The organism is Ruegeria sp. F5 (genome assembly GCF_056533845.1).
This window is the reverse complement of sequence record NZ_JBQFOU010000012.1, coordinates 1-19,119: the sequence shown is the minus strand read 5'-3', so window position 1 is coordinate 19,119 and position 19,119 is coordinate 1. Positions and strand designations below refer to the sequence as shown.

16 protein-coding genes are annotated in these 19,119 nt (G+C 62.7%); 13 read left to right on the top strand and 3 right to left on the bottom strand.

The genetic code is table 11. The features are described 5' to 3' along the window. Positions 1–105: 105 nt before the first annotated feature. From ACR0K1_RS17320 to ACR0K1_RS17295, 6 genes are all read left to right on the top strand, one after another. Positions 106–1,473, top strand: coding sequence for a CmpA/NrtA family ABC transporter substrate-binding protein (locus ACR0K1_RS17320; RefSeq protein ID WP_480615551.1), 1,368 nt, complete (start codon positions 106–108; stop codon positions 1,471–1,473). 89 nt (positions 1,474–1,562) lie between these two features. Beyond that, positions 1,563–2,648, top strand: a complete 1,086-nt coding sequence (locus ACR0K1_RS17315; protein ID WP_480615549.1) for an ABC transporter permease — start codon at positions 1,563–1,565, stop codon at positions 2,646–2,648. Positions 2,649–2,653: 5 nt separating this feature from the next. Beyond that, a complete protein-coding gene (locus ACR0K1_RS17310; protein ID WP_480615547.1) occupies positions 2,654–4,339 on the top strand; it encodes an ABC transporter ATP-binding protein in 1,686 nt (561 codons plus the stop codon). 6 nt (positions 4,340–4,345) lie between these two features. Beyond that, the gene (gene nirB, locus ACR0K1_RS17305; protein ID WP_480851358.1) at positions 4,346–6,778 is read left to right on the top strand and encodes a nitrite reductase large subunit NirB; all 2,433 of its coding nucleotides are present in this window, start codon (positions 4,346–4,348) and stop codon (positions 6,776–6,778) included. Beyond that, entirely contained in the window at positions 6,775–7,107 is a 333-nt protein-coding gene (gene nirD, locus ACR0K1_RS17300) for a nitrite reductase small subunit NirD (protein WP_480615543.1), read from the top strand. Before nirB ends, nirD begins: the two co-directional genes overlap by 4 nt. Continuing rightward, a complete protein-coding gene (locus ACR0K1_RS17295) occupies positions 7,104–9,728 on the top strand; it encodes a molybdopterin-dependent oxidoreductase (RefSeq protein WP_480851357.1) in 2,625 nt (874 codons plus the stop codon). Before nirD ends, ACR0K1_RS17295 begins: the two co-directional genes overlap by 4 nt. Position 9,729: 1 nt before the next feature. Here ACR0K1_RS17295 and ACR0K1_RS17290 read toward each other — a convergent pair whose 3' ends face one another. After that, positions 9,730–10,827, bottom strand: coding sequence for a Gfo/Idh/MocA family protein (locus ACR0K1_RS17290; protein ID WP_480851356.1), 1,098 nt, complete (start codon positions 10,825–10,827; stop codon positions 9,730–9,732). Between the two features lie 12 nt (positions 10,828–10,839). Further along, a complete protein-coding gene (locus ACR0K1_RS17285) occupies positions 10,840–11,550 on the bottom strand; it encodes a GntR family transcriptional regulator (protein WP_480615537.1) in 711 nt (236 codons plus the stop codon). A gap of 108 nt (positions 11,551–11,658) precedes the next feature. On the opposite strand from ACR0K1_RS17285, the gene ACR0K1_RS17280 reads away from it, so the two are divergent. The 6 genes from ACR0K1_RS17280 to ACR0K1_RS17255 are packed head-to-tail and all read left to right on the top strand — an operon-like array spanning position 11,659 to position 17,236. Beyond that, on the top strand, positions 11,659–12,813 hold the full coding sequence (locus tag ACR0K1_RS17280; RefSeq protein ID WP_480615535.1) for an LLM class flavin-dependent oxidoreductase: 1,155 nt from the start codon (positions 11,659–11,661) through the stop codon (positions 12,811–12,813). Further along, a complete protein-coding gene (locus ACR0K1_RS17275; protein WP_480615533.1) occupies positions 12,813–13,703 on the top strand; it encodes an aldo/keto reductase in 891 nt (296 codons plus the stop codon). The genes ACR0K1_RS17280 and ACR0K1_RS17275 overlap by 1 nt, the downstream gene beginning before the upstream one ends. After that, positions 13,703–14,218: a flavin reductase family protein gene (locus tag ACR0K1_RS17270; RefSeq protein ID WP_480615531.1), complete on the top strand. Its 516-nt coding sequence runs from the start codon at positions 13,703–13,705 to the stop codon at positions 14,216–14,218. Before ACR0K1_RS17275 ends, ACR0K1_RS17270 begins: the two co-directional genes overlap by 1 nt. Positions 14,219–14,271: 53 nt before the next feature. Next, on the top strand, positions 14,272–14,859 hold the full coding sequence (locus tag ACR0K1_RS17265) for a TRAP transporter small permease (RefSeq protein WP_480851355.1): 588 nt from the start codon (positions 14,272–14,274) through the stop codon (positions 14,857–14,859). Next, positions 14,860–16,149 (top strand): TRAP transporter large permease, encoded by a 1,290-nt coding sequence (locus ACR0K1_RS17260; RefSeq protein WP_480615527.1) that lies wholly within the window; start codon positions 14,860–14,862, stop codon positions 16,147–16,149. It begins immediately after the preceding gene. A gap of 25 nt (positions 16,150–16,174) precedes the next feature. Further along, positions 16,175–17,236, top strand: a complete 1,062-nt coding sequence (locus ACR0K1_RS17255) for a TRAP transporter substrate-binding protein (RefSeq protein ID WP_480615525.1) — start codon at positions 16,175–16,177, stop codon at positions 17,234–17,236. A gap of 30 nt (positions 17,237–17,266) precedes the next feature. Here ACR0K1_RS17255 and ACR0K1_RS17250 read toward each other — a convergent pair whose 3' ends face one another. Further along, positions 17,267–17,737, bottom strand: coding sequence for a tetratricopeptide repeat protein (locus tag ACR0K1_RS17250; RefSeq protein ID WP_480615523.1), 471 nt, complete (start codon positions 17,735–17,737; stop codon positions 17,267–17,269). Between ACR0K1_RS17250 and ACR0K1_RS17245 the strand changes: the two genes are divergently transcribed. Next, complete coding sequence (locus ACR0K1_RS17245; RefSeq protein WP_480615785.1) at positions 17,666–19,021, top strand: cytochrome-c peroxidase; 1,356 nt, start codon at positions 17,666–17,668, stop codon at positions 19,019–19,021. The two genes, ACR0K1_RS17250 and ACR0K1_RS17245, sit on opposite strands and share 72 nt — an antisense overlap. Positions 19,022–19,119 lie beyond the last annotated feature (98 nt).

Genomic DNA, 19,119 nt, shown 5'->3' with positions numbered 1-19,119 from the left:
AGCAAAGCCGCTCACTCTCTGACCTCCTCCTTCCGGTCAGAGCGTGCAGCGGCTTTTTGTTTTTCATTCCCGGATCGACCGGGACCAAGAAAGGGACAGACCCACATGACGCGATTGATTGCAGGCCTTGTCGCCACCACCGCCCTGATCAGCCCGGCCCTTGCCGAGACGCAGGAGCTGGAAAAGGACGAGCTGACCTTTGGGTTCATCAAACTGACCGACATGGCCCCTTTGGCGGTGGCCTATGAGAACGGCTATTTTCTGGATGAAGGCCTGTTCGTGACACTGGAAGCGCAGGCCAACTGGAAGGTTCTGCTGGACGGCGTGATCGACGGCCAACTGGATGGCGCGCATATGCTGGCCGGGCAGCCTCTGGCGGCGACCATCGGCTATGGCACCGAGGCGCATATCGTCACCCCCTTCTCGATGGACCTGAACGGCAATGGCATCACCGTGTCGAACGAGGTCTGGGAAGAGATGAAGCCGAACATCCCGAAACTGGACGATGGCCGCCCGCAGCATCCCATTAGCGCTGAGGCGCTGGCCCCGGTGGTCGAGAAGTACAAATCCGAAGGCAAGCCGTTCAACATGGGCATGGTCTTTCCGGTCTCGACCCACAATTACGAACTGCGCTACTGGCTGGCGGCTGGTGGTCTGCATCCGGGCTATTACAGCCCCGAAGACGTGACCGGCCAGATCGGCGCGGATGTGTTCCTGTCGGTGACCCCGCCGCCACAGATGCCCGCGACCCTGGAGGCAGGCACGATCTATGGCTATTGCGTCGGCGAGCCATGGAACCAGCAGGCGGTGTTCAAGGGCATCGGCGTGCCGGTGATCACCGATTATGAACTGTGGAAGAACAACCCCGAGAAAGTCTTTGGCATCACCGCCGAGTTCGCCGAGGAATATCCCAACACCACCCGCGCCGTCACCAAGGCGCTGATCCGCGCTGCCATCTGGCTGGACGAGAATGACAATGCCAACCGCCCCGCCGCGGTCGAAATCCTGAGCCAGCCGGAATATGTGGGCGCCGATTACGACGTGATCGCGAACTCGATGACCGGCACCTTCGAATATGAAAAAGGCGACAAGCGCGAGGTGCCCGATTTCAACGTGTTCTTCCGCTACAACGCGACCTATCCGTTCTATTCCGACGCCATCTGGTACCTGACCCAGATGCGCCGCTGGGGCCAAATCGCCGAGCCACAGACGGATGCGTGGTACGATGAGGTCGCCAAGTCCGTCTATCGCCCCGACATCTATCTGGACGCCGCACAGATGCTTGTGGACGAAGGTCTGGCGAACAAGGCCGATTTCCCGTGGGACAGCGATGGCTACAAGGCCCCGACACCCGCCGAGGATATCATCGACGGCATTCCCTATGACGCCCGCCAGCCCAACGCCTATCTGCAAAGCCTGCCGATTGGCCTGAAAGGCGAGCAGGTCGTCATCGGCTCCGAAGTGCAGGGCTAGGTCCCTCTCCCCGGCCCTGCGTGGCCGGGGTTTCCCACCCGATACAGAATTCCACCCGCCCGGATCAAGCCGGCTCAGGAGATCGCAAGATGACAGCCATCGACCACGATACGCTATCCACGGACGCCGAACGCGAGGCCCGCCGCGCCCGCCTGTTCACCCGGATCAACGCCGCCGACAAATGGTTTCAGGTGCTGGGCCTGGCCTGGATCACCCCTGTTCTGAAGGCCACCGCAGGCGACAACCCCCGCGCCCAGATGGGCGAAATCTGGCGTCTGCTGGCCGTGCCGCTGCTGGCCATCTGCGCCTTTCTGCTGCTGTGGGGCACGCTGGCCCCCAAGGTGCAGACCTCGCTGGGTGCGGTGCCCGGACCGGCGCAGGTCTGGGCCGAGGCCGTCAGCCTGCACGAAGACGCACAAGCCAAGGCCGCCAAGAAGGCCAAGTTCGAGGCGATGGTCGAAAAGCGTAACCAGAAGTTCATCGACGCAGGCCAGCCCGAAAAGGTGAAGGAAGTCGCCTATACCGGCGCGCCGAGTTACTACAACCAGATCTGGACCTCGATCAAAACCGTCTTTTTCGGCTTTCTGATCGCCACCATCGTGGCCGTTCCGCTGGGCATCATGGCGGGCCTGTCGCCCACCGCAAATGCGGCGCTGAACCCGCTGATCCAGATTTTCAAACCGGTCTCGCCGCTGGCCTGGCTGCCGATTGTGACCATGATCGTCTCGGCCGTGTACGTCACCAATGACGGCTGGTTCGCGAAATCCTTCCTGATTTCCGCCATCACCGTGACGCTGTGTTCGCTGTGGCCGACGCTGATCAACACCTCTCTGGGTGTGGCATCGATCGACAAGGATCTGGTCAACGTCTCGAAGGTTCTGAAAATGAACACCTACACCAAGATCACCAAGCTGGTGCTGCCCTCGGCCCTGCCGCTGATCTTCACCGGTCTGCGCCTGAGTTTGGGTGTCGGCTGGATGGTTCTGATCGCGGCTGAGATGCTGGCGCAGAACCCCGGTCTGGGCAAGTTCGTCTGGGATGAGTTCCAGAACGGCTCCTCCAGTTCGCTGGCCAAGATCATGGTGGCTGTCTTCACCATTGGCATCATCGGCTTCCTGCTGGACCGCGTGATGTATGCGCTGCAATCCCTGTTCACCTTCTCGAACAACCGGTGACCGATATGGCTGTGATCGACTTCAAGAATGTCAGCAAATCCTTCGGCACCGGCACCGCTGCGACGGATGTGCTGAAAGACATCAACCTCTCGGTTCAGGAAGGTGAGTTCGTGGTGCTGCTGGGCTTTTCCGGCACCGGCAAGACCACGCTGATCAACCTGATGGCGGGGATCGAGTTTCCCACCAAGGGCAGCGTCACCTTCCGCGACGCCTCGATCACCGGCCCGGCGCCGGAACGGGGGGTTATCTTCCAGAACTACTCCTTGATGCCGTGGCTGACGGTGACGGGCAATGTGCGGCTGGCCGTGGATGCGGTCTTTCCCAAGATGCCCAAGGCTGAAAAAGAGCAAAAGATTGCCCATTACATCCGCATGGTTGGCCTGAGCCACGCCGCCACCCGCCGCCCGGCTGAGTTGTCGGGCGGAATGCGGCAACGGGTGAACGTGGCCCGCGCCTTGGCAATGGACCCCGAGGTTCTGCTGCTGGACGAACCCCTGTCGGCGCTGGACGCGCTGACCCGTGGCAATCTGGCGGAAGAGATCGAAAGGATCTGGGAAGAGAACCGCAAAACCTGCGTCCTGATCACCAATGACGTGGACGAGGCGATCCTGCTGGCCGACCGCATCATCCCGCTGAACCCGGATGGCACGCTGGGGACCGAGTTCAGGGTCGCAATCCCCCGCCCGCGCGACCGCTCGGCGATGAACCATGACGAGACGTTCAAGACCCTGCGCGGTGAAGTCACGAAATACCTGATGGATGTGGGGATCGAGGCCCGGGTCGAAGGCACCCGTACCCTGCCGGACGTGACACCGATCCACGGGGTTCCGGCGGCGGTGAAAGAGGCTCAGACAGGTCTGATCGACGAGCGCTATCTCGATTTCAGCCAGTTGCACAAGGTCTATCCCACGCCCAAAGGCCCGCTGACCGTGGTCGAGGATTTCAACCTGAAACTGAACCGGGGCGAGTTCATCTCGCTGATCGGCCACTCGGGCTGCGGCAAGTCCACCGTGCTGACCATGGCCGCCGGTCTGAACGACATCTCGAAAGGCGCGATCAAGCTGGACGGCCGCCATATCGAAGGCGCCGACCCGGAACGCGCCGTGGTGTTCCAGTCGCCTTCGCTGTTCCCGTGGCTGACCGCGAAAGAGAATGTCTCGGTCGGGGTGGACCGCGTCTACCCTCGCGCCAGTCAGGCCGAACGGCAGGACGTGGTGGAATACTATCTGGAACGGGTCGGTCTGGCCGACGCGATGGACAAATCCGCCGCCGATATGTCGAACGGCATGCGCCAGCGGGTTGGCATTGCGCGGGCCTTTGCGCTGTCTCCGAAACTGCTGCTGCTGGATGAACCTTTCGGGATGCTCGACAGCCTGACCCGGTGGGAATTGCAGGAAGTGCTGATGGAGGTCTGGTCGCGCACCAAAGTGACCACCATCTGCGTCACCCACGACGTGGATGAGGCGATCCTGCTGGCCGACCGGGTGGTGATGATGACCAACGGCCCGCAGGCGACGATCGGCAAAATCACCCATGTCGACCTGCCGCGCCCGCGCAGCCGCAAGGCGCTGCTGGCCCATCCCGACTACTACGCCTACCGGCAAGAGGTGTTGGATTTCCTCGAGGAATACGAGCATGGCGCCAAACCCAAGCCCAAAACCCCTTCCCCCAAAGCCATTGCTGCGGAGTGACCTGATATGAAACAAAGACTTGTGGTCATCGGTGCCGGTATGGCCTCGGGCCGGGTGCTGGAACACCTGACCGACGCCGCCCCCGATGCGTTCGACATCACCCTGTTCAACGCCGAGCCGCGCGGGAATTACAACCGCATCATGCTGAGCCCGGTTCTGGCCGGGGATCAGACTTATGAAGAGATCATCACCCATGACGCCGCCTGGTATGCCGCGCGTGGCATCACCTGCCGGTTTGGAGAGAAAGTGGTCAAGATCGACCGCGAGCTGAAAGTGGTCGAGGGCGAAAACGGTCATGTCCCCTATGACAAGCTGATCTTCGGCACCGGGTCCAACCCCTTCATGATCCCGATGCCGGGCCATGATCTGGACGGCGTGATCGCCTATCGCGATCTGGAAGATACCGAACGGATGATGCGCATGGACGCGGGCAGCAAGGTCGTCGTGATCGGCGGCGGTTTGCTGGGGCTCGAAGCCGCCGCAGGCATGGCCGCGCGCGGGGCCGATGTGACCGTGGTGCACATCATGGGCCACCTGATGGAACGTCAGCTGGACCCTGCCGCCGGTTACCTGCTGAAGAAATCGCTGGAAGAAAAAGGCATCACCGTCCTGCTGAATGCCAAATCGACCGAGATCGTGGGCAAGGCTGGCAAGGCCCGTGCGCTGCTGCTGGACGATGGTACTGAACTGCCCTGCGACCTGTTGGTGATGGCTGTGGGCATCCGCCCCAACACCGCATTGGCACAGGACACGGGGCTTGCCGTCGGGCGCGGCATCCATGTGGACGATCAGATGATCACCTCAGACGCCGATATCTTTGCCGTTGGCGAATGTGTCGAACATCAGGGTGAGGTGTTTGGCCTTGTTGCGCCGCTTTATGATCAGGCGAAAGTGCTGGCACAGACCCTGCTGGGCGAACCTGCCGCGTTCAAGCAGCGCTCGCTGTCGACCAAGCTGAAGGTCACCGGCTGTGACCTGTTCAGTGCAGGCGACTTCGCCGAGGGAGAGACCCGCGAGGACATTGTCTTCCGCGACCCCGCCCGTGGCGTCTACAAACGGCTGGTGCTGGAAGGCGACAGGCTGGTCGGCGCGGTCATGTATGGCGACACTGGCGACGGCAACTGGTTCTTCGGCCTGATCCGCGACGGCGAGGATGTCTCGGACATGCGCGAAACGCTGATCTTCGGCCCGGCCTATCAGGGGGGCGGTTCTGCGGACCCTCTCTCAGCCGTTGCAGCATTGCCGCCTGAGGCGGAAATCTGTGGCTGCAACGGCGTGTGCAAATCCGACATCACCGCAGCCATCGAAGGCAGTGCAACCGACCTGGGCGCGATCCGCGCAACCACCAAGGCCAGCGCCTCCTGCGGAACCTGCACCGGGCTGGTCGAGCAACTGCTGCAGGTCACGCTGGGCGATGACTTCCAGATGCCTACAGCGCAACCGATCTGCGGTTGCTGCGACCTGACCCACGAGGACGTGCGCCGCCTGATCAAATCGCAGGAACTGAAAAGTCAGGAGGCCGTCTGGCAGGAACTGGGCTGGAAAACCCTGAACGGCTGTCATGTCTGCCGCCCGGCGGTGAACTACTATCTGCTGGCCGACTGGCCGGTTGAATATCAGGACGATCCGCAAAGCCGTTTCGTCAACGAACGCAAACACGCCAACATCCAGAAGGACGGCACGTTCAGCGTCGTGCCCCGCATGTGGGGCGGCATCACCAACCCGACGGAGTTGCGCGCCATTGCCGACGCGGCCGAGAAATACGATGTGCCCACGGTCAAGGTCACCGGCGGTCAGAGGATCGACCTGCTGGGCGTGAAGGGGGCTGACCTGCCCTATATCTGGTCCGATCTGAACAAGGCCGGGCTGGTCTCGGGGCACGCCTATTCCAAGGGTCTGCGCACGGTCAAAACCTGCGTCGGCACCGATCATTGCCGGTTCGGCACGCAGGACAGCACCGGTCTTGGCGTGAAGCTGGAAAAAATCCTCTGGGGCTCGTGGACCCCGCACAAGCTGAAGCTGGCGGTCTCGGGCTGCCCGCGCAACTGTGCCGAGGCGACCTGCAAGGATATTGGCGTGGTCTGCGTGGATTCGGGCTTTCAGATCAGCATCGGCGGCGCAGCGGGCATGGATGTCAAGGAAACCGAACTGCTGGTGCAGGTGCCAACCGAGGACGAAGCCATCGAGGTCGTGATGGCCGTCACCCAGGCCTATCGCGAGGGCGGCAAGTATCTGGACCGTCTGTATAAATGGATGGGGAAGGTCGGCCTCGACTGGATCAAGCGGACCGTGGTGGACGATCTGGACAACCGCCGGGCGCTGGTTGAACGCTTTGAACTCAGCCAATCCATCTATCGCAAAGACCCATGGGCCGAGCAGGCCAAAGAGGCCCCGCGTTTTGCGCCGCTGGCCGATCTGACACTGGAGGCCGCAGAATGAGCTGGATCGACATCGGACATATCGACGACATCCCCCTGCGCGGCGCGCGGGTGGTGAAAACGCCGGTGGGCTGCATCGCTCTGTTTCGGACCTCCGAGGATGAAGTCTTTGCCGCCTCGGACCGCTGCCCGCACAAGGGCGGGCCGCTTTCAGAAGGGATCGTGCATGGCCAATCCGTCACCTGTCCGCTGCACAATTGGGTGTTCGACCTGAATTCCGGTCAGGCGCAGGGCGCGGATGAGGGCCGGATCGCCACCTATCCGGTGCAGCTGGACGGCGAACGCATCCTGCTGGACAGCACCTCGCTGGGGCAAAGGAGCGCCGCGTGAAAGACCTGACCGCCTGCGCCACCCGCTCGACCTGCCCCTATTGCGGGGTTGGCTGCGGTGTTCTGCTGACACCGGACGGCGCGGGTGGCCTGACCGTCACTGGCGATCCCGATCACCCGGCCAATCAAGGGCGGCTGTGTTCCAAAGGGTCGGCATTGGCCGAAACCGTGGGCCTGTCGCAGCGGCTGCTGGCGCCCGTGGTTTCCGGCGTAGAGACTGGCTGGGACGATGCCCTCCAACTGGTCGCGGATCGGTTCCGCGCAACCATCGCCAAACACGGGCCGGATTCGGTGGCCTTCTACGTCTCGGGGCAGTTGCTGACCGAGGATTACTATGTCGCCAACAAGCTGATGAAGGGCTTCATCGGTTCGGCCAATATCGACACGAATTCAAGGCTTTGCATGGCCTCGACCGTCGCGGGCCACAAGCGCGCGTTCGGTACCGACACCGTGCCGGGCACCTACGAGGATCTGGACCAAGCCGATCTGGTGGTTCTGGTTGGCTCAAACCTGGCCTGGTGCCATCCGGTTCTGTACCAACGCCTGATGGCCGCGCGGCAGGCGCGCGGGAAAAAGATCATCGTGATCGACCCGCGCCGCACCGCCTCCTGCGACCGCGCCGATCTGCACCTGCCGCTGGCGGCGGGCAGCGATTTGGCGCTGTTCAACCACCTGCTGACCCGGATCGAGACCGCCGGGCTGGTGGATGCGGAATACCTCACCCACACAAACGGCTTCTCCGACGCGCTGGAAAGCGCAAAAACCGATGATGTTTCGGTCACGGGCCTGAACCCGGACGATATCGCCGCCTTCTGCGAGATGTGGATAGGCACCAAAAAGGTCGTGACGATCTTCAGTCAGGGCGTGAACCAGTCGACCTCGGGCAGCGACAAGGTCAACGCGATCCTGAACTGCCATCTGGCCACCGGGCGCATTGGCAAACCGGGCTGCGGGCCGCTGTCGGTCACCGGCCAGCCCAACGCCATGGGCGGGCGCGAGGTTGGCGGGCTGGCCAATATGCTCGCCTGCCATCTGGATATCGAGAACGCCGACCACCGCGCCGCGGTGCGCGATTTCTGGTCGGCCCCCGCGATGCCCGAAGCCCCTGGCCTGAAAGCGGTAGACATGTTCCGCGCTGTCGGAGACGGGCGGATCAAGGCGCTGTGGGTGATCCACACCAACCCCGCAGTCTCGATGCCCGAGGCCGACGCCGTGCGCAACGCCATCGCCGCCTGCCCGTTCACCGTTGTCTCGGACATCACCGCCCGCACCGATACGGCGCGGTTGGCGGACGTGCTGCTGCCCGCCGCCGGGTGGGCCGAGAAAGACGGCACCGTCACCAATTCCGACCGCACCATCAGCCGCCAGCGCGCGGTATTGCCCCCTCCGGGGCGGGCCCGCGCGGACTGGGCGATTCTGGCCGAGGTCGGGCGGCGGATGGGCTGGGCATCCGCCTTCGACTACCAATCGCCCGGCGAGATTTTCCACGAATACGCCGCCCTGTCCGGTGTGGCCGCAAAGTTCGGGCGGGATTTCGATATCTCCGGTTTGGCTGATCTGAATGCCGCCGGTTACGAAAATCTGGAACCTACCCGCTGGCCCGTCACCGCAACCCGGCAGGGCGGGCGCTTTTTTGCGGATGGGCAGTTCTACCACCCGGACTGCAAGGCGCGGCTGTTGCCGGTCAAATGGCGGCCACCCGCCGCGAAAACCGGACCGCGCTTTCCGTTCTGGCTGAACACCGGACGGCTGCGCGATCAGTGGCACACGATGACCCGCACCGGACTGTCGGCGCGCCTGTCCGCCCATCTGCCCGAGCCGTTTCTGGACATCCACCCCGAAGACGCGCGCACGGCCCACATAAGCCCCGCTGATCTGGTCAAGGTCTCCAGCCCGTATGGCAATGCGATCCTGCGCGCTCGGATCACCAGCGATGTCACCAAGGGTCAGGTCTTTGCCCCGATCCACTGGACCGGAGAAACCGCCCCCTCTGCGCGTATCGATGCCGTGGTTGCCGCTGCGACGGACCCCGTCTCGGGCCAGCCGGAGAGCAAGGCCTCGGTGGTGAGCGTGACCCGCTTCAACGCCAAATGGTACGGGTTCGCGGTATCGGATCGCGAGATGACGCCCACCTGCGACTACTGGGCGCAGACACCCACCAAATCCGGCTACCGGGCGGAACTGGCCGGGGTGGACGCGGTCAAAAACTGGCAGGCGGCGGCGCGCGATCTGTTTGGACTGCCGGATGCCGAAATCAGCGCCCTCGAGGACCCGGCGCGCGGCATGGCCCGGCTGGCCTTTCGCGACAACGGACGGCTGGTCGCCGCCCTCTTTGTCTCGCCCGAGCCCGTAGCGGTGATGCGCGACTATCTGGCGACGCTGCCGCAGGGCCCCGATCTGCTGTCAGGCCGCGCGCCCGCGGACATGCCCGATCCCGGCCCGGTCCTGTGTTCGTGTTTCGATGTGGGTGTGAACACCATCCTGACCGCAATCGAAACCAAAGGGCTGCTCAGCGTCGAGGCCATAGGCGAGGCGTTGCAGGCCGGAACCAATTGCGGATCGTGCCGCCCGGAACTGGCCGCATTGCTGGCATCCGCGCAGCAAAAAGAGGCCGCCGAGTAATCTAGCCGGAGAATCGAACCGCTTCGCCGGTCTCCAGCGCTTCTTGCGCCGCCAATCCCATGCGCACGGCCCAGATGCCATCCTGCAACGTCACCTCGGGCGCGGGCCTCTCGCCCCGCAGAACGGCCAGAAACCCCTGATGCTGATAAAAGGTCGAGCCATTGTGATCCCCCGCCGCCAAAAGCTGCGGATCGACGGGGATATCCCTGGACACCGGCCCTTTCGGGTCGCGCGGGCTGACGATCAGTTGCGGCACCGGCGCGTCGCCCAGATGATCGGGCCAGAACCGGCCCGGTCCGGGTACCAGCGCCTCGATCTTGGCGTTCGGGCCGATGGCCGAGATTTCCTCCTGATAGCGCGATCCTTCCGCGAACATGCACAGTTCCAGCATCGCCCGCGCGCCCGAAGCGAAATCGACCGTGACATAGCCGTGGTCCAGAATGTCGGGCACCTGACCGCCGTAGGCTTCATCCAGATGATTGACCGCCTGCCCGCCGCTGGCGGTGACCCGCACCGGGTCCGATTGCAGGATCAGGCGCATGAGGTCGAAGAAATGGCAGCATTTTTCAACAAAGGTCCCGCCGGTGTTGCGGTTGAACCGGTTCCAGTTGCCGACCTTTTGCAGAAACGGAAAGCGGTGTTCGCGGATCGACAGCATCTTCACCCCGCCCGTCACCTGCGCCTGATCGATCAGGGCGGCGATGGGCGGCATATAGCGGTATTCCATCGCCACCCAGATCGGATGGGGGTAGCCGCGCTGAATTGCGTCCAGCCGCGCCGCATCCGCCGGGTCGGTGAACAGCGGCTTTTCCACCAGCAAGGGCAAAGGCCGTGTGCGGGCGATGTGGTCGATCTGATCCACATGCAGGTGATTGGGGCTGGCGATCACGATACAGTCCAGGTCCTCGACGGCCAGCAGGTCTTTGAGCGACGAGACCATCCGCGCCTCAGGCGCAATCGCCTGCGCGGTCTCGGCCATCCCGGCATCGGGCTCGTAGATTGCCGAGACCCGCGTGCCCTCGAGCAAGGCGATGTTGTGCAGATGTTCCTGCCCCATCATGCCGCATCCGATCAGCCCGTAATGGATGGTCCGGGTCATGCGCGTTTCCTTTTATTTCAGACGTTGGACATAGGTGGCCCGATCCGGGTCGAACCATGTTTTGGAAAACTCGACCGGCTCTGTCCCCTCGGACCAGCTGAACCGCTCGATATACCCGGCCGGGTCCCCGGCGGGTTTGGTGAAACCGGGCGGGGTCCAGTTGGGCAACGCGCGGACCGACACCCGGTCCTCGGCCCGTGTTATCCAGAACCCGAGCTGCTGCTGGTAATAGCGATAGAGCGAATCCGACAGCAGCGCCCGATCGACCTTTCCGGCGGAAGCGTCCAGCCAGATTTCCTCGACCGCGATGATTGTGTCATTCAGGTAGCGCATCCGCCGCACCCGCGATCCCCGGTCCGAGGTGCCGAATTCCGGCAAGTCGGCGGGCTTTTCCAAGTGATCCACCGACAGGATATCGGCCCGCGGCAGGCCGCCGCCCTCGGGCAGTTCCAGCCGGAACATGGCATAGACGCTGTTCTGCGTTCCGGTCTCGCGAATGTAGTTCCCCGAGCCCTGAATCCGCTCCAACATCCCTTTTTTCTCAAGCTCGGCAAGCGATTTTCGCAACGTCCCGACCGAGACCTTCAGGTTCGCCGCCATGTCCCGTTCAGGCGGCAAACGCTCGCCATCGATCAGCCGACCGGCTGCAATGTCGCGGATCAGAAGCTCGGCGATCTGGACATAGATCGGCAGGGCGTTGGGGTTGCGGTGCGTCATTGCCATCGGAATTGCGCTTCACTGAGTCGCAGGAAAAATTGATACACTATTGATCTACATCAAAGTGATTGCTACGCAAGAGGAAAGTTAAAAGATGCACGGAGAACGAATCAAATGACCATCGTCCCCATCACATCCCCCGATCTGGATGCGGCCGAAGTGTCCTGGTTCGCGGCGCTGTGCTCGGACGATTATCAGTTTCTGGGCGTGCCGGATGGCGATCTGCGCTCCAGCTGGGACCACTGTTCCGGCATCGTGCGCGAGGCCGAGGCGCAGGGGTTTCGCAACATCCTGTGCCCATCCTCCTATCAGGTCGGTCAGGACACGCTGAGCTTTGTCGCCGGCTGCGCGCCGATCACCGACCGGATCAACCTGCTGGCCGCCGTGCGCTGCGGCGAGATGCAGCCGATCATGCTGGCCCGCACCATTGCCACGCTGGATCACATGCTGAAGGGGCGGCTGACGGTCAACATCATCTCGTCCGACTTCCCCGGCGAAAAGGCCGACAGCGCGTTCCGCTACCAGCGCTCGCGCGAGGTGGTCGAGATTCTGAAACAGGCCTGGACGCAGGACGAGATCAACCATTTCGGCGAGGTTTATACCTTCTCGGGCCTGACCACCGACCCGGCACGACCTTATCAAACTGGCGGGCCGCTGCTCTACTTCGGCGGCTATTCTCCGTCGGCGCTGGAACTGTGCGGCGAGCATTGCGATGTCTACCTGATGTGGCCCGAAACCAAGGACCAGTTGGCCGGACGGATGAAGGCGGTGCACGCGGTGGCCGAGAATTACAACCGCACGCTGGATTACGGCCTGCGCGTGCACATGATCGTCCGCGATACCGAGGCTGAGGCGCAGGAATATGCCGACTACATCGTTTCCAAACTGGATGACGAATATGGCCGCGCAATCCGGGAGCGGGCGCTGGATGCGACCTCGCTGGGTGTGGCGCATCAGGCCAAGAACCGCGATCTGGCGGATGAATATGGCTATGTCGAACCGGGCCTCTGGACCGGTGTGGGCCGGGCGCGGTCGGGCTGTGGCGCCGCGCTGGTCGGCTCGACCGATCAGGTCATGAGCAAGATCGAGGACTACCAGAAGATGGGCATCCGCGCCTTCATCTTCTCGGGCTATCCGCACATGGACGAGGCCAGGCATTTCGGCGCGCGCGTCCTGCCCAACCTGAAAACCTGCTCGCTGCCCGAAGAATACGGGCGCGTGCCAAAGACGACCCCGGCCACCCCGCTGGGCAACGGAGAGCGCCGCTGATGCAACGCGTGAAACTGAACGACACGCTTGAATTGAGCCGCCTTGTTTACGGCATGTGGCGGCTGGGCGATGACAGCGACACCTCGGCAAGCCATGTCGAGGCCAAGATACAGGCCTGTCTGGATCAGGGCATCACCACATTCGATCAGGCCGATATCTATGGCGATTACGGGGCCGAGGCGGTTCTGGGCAACGCCCTGCGCGCCAATCCCGGCTTGCGCGCGAAGATGGAGATCGTCACCAAATGTGACATCGTCGCGCCCTGTGGCCGCTATTCGGACGTGAAGGTCAAATATTACGACACCTCGCGCGCGCACATTCTGCACTCGGTCGAGACATCCCTGACCGAGATGGCCATCGACCATATCGACCTGCTGCTGATCCACCGCCCCGATCCGTTCATGGATCACCATGAAACCGGCGCGGCACTGGACGAGGTCGTGGCCAGCGGCAAGGTGCGCGCGGTCGGCGTGTCGAACTTCCGCCCGTGGGACTGGACGCTGCTGCAATCGGCGATGAAGACCCCGCTGGTGACAAACCAGATCGAGATTTCGCTGGCCGAGATCACTCCGTTTACCAACGGCGATCTGGCCTTTCACCAGCAGCACGGCCACCCGGTCATGGCCTGGTCACCCTTGGGTGGGGGCGCGCTGATGGCGGGCAGCCCGCCGGTCGGCGTCGTGGCGGATGAGATCGCCGCTGAATTCGGCACCGACCGCGCCGCTGTCGCCGTGGCCTTTCTGCTGGCGCATCCGGCAGGCATTCTGCCGGTTCTGGGCACCAACACCCTGGACCGGATCAAGGGCATCTCGGACGCTCTGAACGTCAACCTGGATCGCGAAAGCTGGTTCCGCCTGTACGAGGCGGCGCTGGGGCATGAGGTACCATGATGAACGCAATCTCAAAGGACATAAGCCACACGTTCGTCCCGCATAAGGACGACACCCGCAGCCTGCGCGACGCCTTTGGCCGCTTTGCCACCGGCGTCACCATCGTCACCTGCAACAGCGAAGACGGCCCGGTCTGCATCACTGCCAACAGCTTTTCGTCCCTGTCGCTGGACCCGGCTCTGATCATGTGGGCGGGCGACCGCAATTCGCGCCGCTTCCCCTATTTCCACAAGGCGCGTCATTTCACCGTTCACGTGTTATCCTCGGAACAGGCCGAACTGTGTTTTGGCTGCTCGAAAGACGCGTTTGCGCTGCGGGACATCGCCCATGACCGCTGCGGCAACGGAACACCGCTGCTGCCGGATTGTCTGGCGCGGTTCGAATGCGAGCAGCACGCCTATCACGATGCAGGCGATCACGTGATCGTGGTGGGCAAAGTGCTCAAGGTCAGCATGGCGGACGGAGACGCGCTGACCTTCTATGCCGGAAAACTCGGCCAATTCGCGAAAGCCTAAGCGCGATATGACGACCGCGGGCCAAACCTGCGGCTGAACAAGGGAGGATCCGCATGAGCGGACTGGCGTCGGCGCTCGCGCCGATTGCATTCGTGAACGAAACCGTGCTGCGTTTTGGCCGCGCGGTTGGTGTCGTTGCGATTGCATTGATGGTGATCGCAATCCTGATTCAGGTGTTCTTCCGATACGTTCTGGGCAACGCCCTGCCCTGGCCGGACGAGGCCGCGCGGTTCTGCATGCTGTGGATGACCGGCCTGATGGCCCCCACCGCGTTCCGGCGCGGCGGATTTGTGGCCATCGATACGGTGCCGATGATGCTGCCGCGCGTGGTTGGTCAATTGCTGATGCTGTTTTTACTGTTCGTTTCGTTGGCCGTGCTGCTGGTCGCGGTTAATATCGGCTGGTCCGAGGTTACGGGATTTGGCGGCCGGTTCGCCACCGCTGCGCTCTATATCCCCACCTCGTTCGGGTTTGACGAATGGTACCGCATCCCGCGCAGTTGGATGATGGCGTCCTTGCTGGTCGGGGTGATCCTGCTGATTTCCGTCAATATCGAGCTGATCCTGCGCGCCATCGTCACCCTGATGGGCGGCGGCGACCTGCTGCCGGAAATCGCAGACGCACCGGTGGGGGCTGAATAGATGCTGATCTGGTTCCTGCCCACCTTTCTTGTCTTCCTGATGATCGGCCTGCCGGTCTTCTTCGCGCTTCTGGCCGCGCCCGGTATTCTGCTGTGGCTGAACGGCCAGACCAACGACATCACGCTGCTGTACCGGAACGTCTATAACGGCATGGACAGCTTTCCGCTGATGGCGATCCCCTTCTTCATGCTGGCCGGAGAGCTGATGAATCGCGGCGGCATCACCATCCGTCTGGTCGAGTTCTCTCAGGCCCTGATGGGTCATTTCCGGGGCGGTCTGGCGCATGTGAACGTGCTGAGTTCCATCCTGTTCGCGGGGCTTTCCGGGTCCGCGGTCGCCGACACCTCGGCGCTGGGGTCGATGCTGATCCCGGCGATGGAGAAACAGGGCTATACCCGCAAATTCGCCGCCGCGATCACTGCCGCCAGTTCGGTGATCGGGCCGATCATCCCGCCCTCGGGCATCATGATCATCTACGCCTATGTGATGGGCGAAAGCGTCGCCGCGTTGTTCCTTGCGGGGATCGTGCCGGGTGTGATGGTGGGCGTCGGCTTGATGCTGATGATCAAGGTCATGGCCGACAAATACGACTTTCCCGTCGCCAGCCGCAAATACACATGGGGCGAGCGCCGTCAGGCCAGCCTCAAGGCGTTCTTTCCCCTGCTGACCCCGGTAATCATTCTGGGCGGCATTCTGGGCGGCATCTTCACCCCGACCGAAGCCGCCGCCGTCGCCGTGGGTTACGCCTTCATCATCGGCTTCTTTGTTCTGCGGACGCTGACCCTGAAAGAGGTGCCCGAGATTCTCAGCAATGCCGGGCTCACCTCGGCGGTTGTCCTGCTGCTGGTCGGCGCGGCGATGGCGTTCAAGACGGTGGTCAGCCTCAGCCACGCGCCGGAACAGCTGGCCTCGCTGATCCTCAGCCTGTCGGAAAATCCGCTGATCCTGCTGTTCCTGATCAACCTGCTGCTGTTCATCGTCGGCATGTTCCTGGACGCGGGCCCCGCGATCATAATCCTTGGCCCGATCCTTGCGCCGATTTTCACCAGCCTCGGCGTGGACCCGATCCATTTCGCCATTATCATGAGCGTTAACCTGACCGTCGGCCTAGCCACACCGCCCATGGGGCTGGTGCTGTTCGTGGCCGCCGCCGTGTCGCGCGAGAAGGTGGAAACCATTGCCAAGGCGATCCTGCCGTTTCTGGCTGTCGAAATTCTGGTGATCTTCCTGATCACCTATGTCCCCGCACTATCCATGACGATCCCGAGGATAACGGGATTTGCAAACTGAACTGAGTATCACAGGGAGGAAACGCATGCTCAGAGATTTCATCAAAACCGCAGCGGTGGCCACGTCGCTGGTGGCCGCGTCCGCCATGGCCGCCGCAGCCGCCGATTACACGCTGCGGGCCACCGCAAACTCGAACGAAAACGACGAGGATTATGACGGCCTGATCGTGTTCAAGAACTATGTCGAGGCCGCTTCGAACGGCGCGATCGAGGTGGAGCTGTTCATCGGCACGCAGCTGTGCTCGAACGGGGCCGAGTGTCTGCAGGGCGTGGCCGATGGCACCATTGACATCTTCATCTCAACCTCCAGCGGCGCGTCGGGCATCTTCCCCTACGTGCAGGTTCTGGACCTGCCTTACCTGATGGCCGATGACCGCATCGCCGAACAGGTCCTGACGGGCGACTTCACCCGCAAGATGCGGGACATGGCGCTGGAAGATTCCGGCGGTGCGATCCGCCTGATGACCATCGGCAACACCGGCGGCTGGCGCAACTTCGCCAACACGCAGCGCCGCATCGCCGAGCCTGCCGACATGGAAGGGCTGAAAATCCGCACCGTGGTTGCCGACCTGCCGCAGGAACTGGTCAAGGCCTTGGGCGCATCCCCAACCCCGATCCCGTGGCCGGAACTGTTCACCAGCTTCCAGACCGGTGTGGTCGAAGGGTCCAAGAACGGCATCACCGACATCATGGGCATGAAGTTCCCGGATGCAGGTCTTCAGTATCTGACGCTGGACGGGCATGCCTATATGGGCGCCATGTGGTGGATGAACAACGCCAAGTTCCAGGAACTGCCCGAGGACCTGCGCCGCGTCGTGGTGGACGGGTTCTATGCGCTGCAGCAAGCGACCTTTGCCTCACCCAAGCGCAAAGCGATTCAGGCCTATGAGGATTTCGTCGCCGGCGGCGGTGATCTTTATGTGCCGACGCCCGAGCAGAAAGCGGCCTTCAAAGAGGCCGCGACACCGGTCTACGAGTGGTTCCAGTCCAACGTGGCCCGCGGAGATGAAATATTCGCCGCGCTGACCGAGGCTGTGGCCGCAGCCGAGGCCGAGGTCAACGCCGCGCGTGACGCAGACCTCAACTAACCAGGCAGGGCCGGGCGTTGCGTCCGGCCCTTAGCGAAACGGGTACATCCACCCTTTGTAGTCGTTGACCAGAACATGCGCCCTTTCGATCTGCTCCGGCGACATTTTCCTGATCACTTCCTCAAGGCTGATCGCCGCGTCGGGGTCGCCGCCAATGGCGCTGAGCGTGTACCACATGTAAGCCCGCACCAGATCGGGCGCGGGCATGCCCAGACCCAGCTCATAGTACCAGCCGACACCGGACTGCGCCCCCGGATGGCCCTTCATCGAGGCGCGCAGATACCATTCGAACGCTCGCTCATAGTCCTGCGCGACCCCGAGGCCCAGCCCGTACATCACGCCGATCAACTCCTCGGCCTCGGCATTGCCCGACCGCGCGGCTGGCAGCAACTCCTCGCGCGCAGCCTCGAATTCGCCCGCCTCCATCAAATCGCGGGCCTGTTCCAACTCGGCCTGCGCCGGGGTCGCAACAAGCCAAAGGGCAAATACAAGCTGGCGCATGGGGTCGTTTTCCTTTTCGTCGGCGCGGCGGCGGCGCAGGACCTGCCGCGCCCGCTGACCGATGATGACTTTATCCCCTTTGATAGGGAACAGGCCGCCATCGGTCATCAACTGTTTTACGATCCCATCCTGTCGGGCAATCGGAACATCGCCTGCGCCCATTGCCACCACCCCGATTTAGGTACGTCCGACGGGTTATCGCTGGGCATCGGCGAAGGTGGCCAAGGGCTGGGGCCGGAGCGCACGCCCGGCGTTGGAGCCGACAAAATCCGCAAACGCATCCCGCGCAATTCGCCGGGGTTGTGGAACCTTGGCGCGCGCGACCTTCATACCGTCTTCCATGATGGTCGACTGAGTATATCGGATGTTTATGGCAACGGCTTCAATTCGCCAGCGCAGGAATGGTTGCCCGAGGGTTTGAATTCGCTGCTGGCCGCGCAGGCCCTGTTTCCCCTGACCTCGCAGTTCGAGATGGCCGGAAATGTCGGCGAAAATCAGGTGACCGGTGCCGTAGCTGACCGGATCGATCTTGGCTGGCCCATTCTGGCCAAACGCGTCCGCACCGATCCGCGTTACGGCCCCCCGATGGTCGAAGCCTTCGATGAGATCGAAACGGCCAAAGACATCACGATCACCCAGATCGCCAATGCTCTGGCCGCCTTCATGGCCGTCGAGTGGCGCAGCACCGACAGCCCGTTTGATCAATACCTTGCGGGCGACAAAAGCGCGCTAACGGCGCAGCAGAAAGACGGCATGGACCTGTTCTACGGCAAGGCAAACTGCGCCTCATGCCATTCCGGCCCGCTGATGTCGGATCAGCAGTTTCATGCTTTGGCCCTGCCCCCGTTCGGCCCCGGTCGCACCCGCCAATGGGACCCCTATGTGCGCGATGTTGGCCGCATGGGTGAAAGCGACCGGATAGAAGACGCCTATCGCTTCCGCACCCCGATGCTGCGCAACGTCGCCCTGACCGCGCCTTACGGTCATAATGGGGCCTTTCCCGACCTCGACAGCATCATCCGCCACCACCTGAACCCCGAACGCAGCCTGTCGCACTGGACCCGTGATATGGCAGCGCTGCCGAAGGTTTCGTGGTTGCAAAAGGCGGATTTCGTGGTGTGGGATGACCGGTTCGAAATGCAGCGTCAGCGGCGCAAGATCGATATCGCGCCGCTGGACTTGTCGGACACTGAAATCGACGCCCTTGTGGCGTTTTTGCATGCCCTGACCGGCACCAGCATCGACAGGCCGCCCTTCGGCGTGCCCGAAGGGTTCAAGCCCTAAGAAAAAACCCCGCCCGATGTCGGGCGGGGTTTTTGTGATTTACTCTGCGGCGTCTTCGTATTCTGACATCGGGGGGCATGTGCAGACGAGGTTTCGGT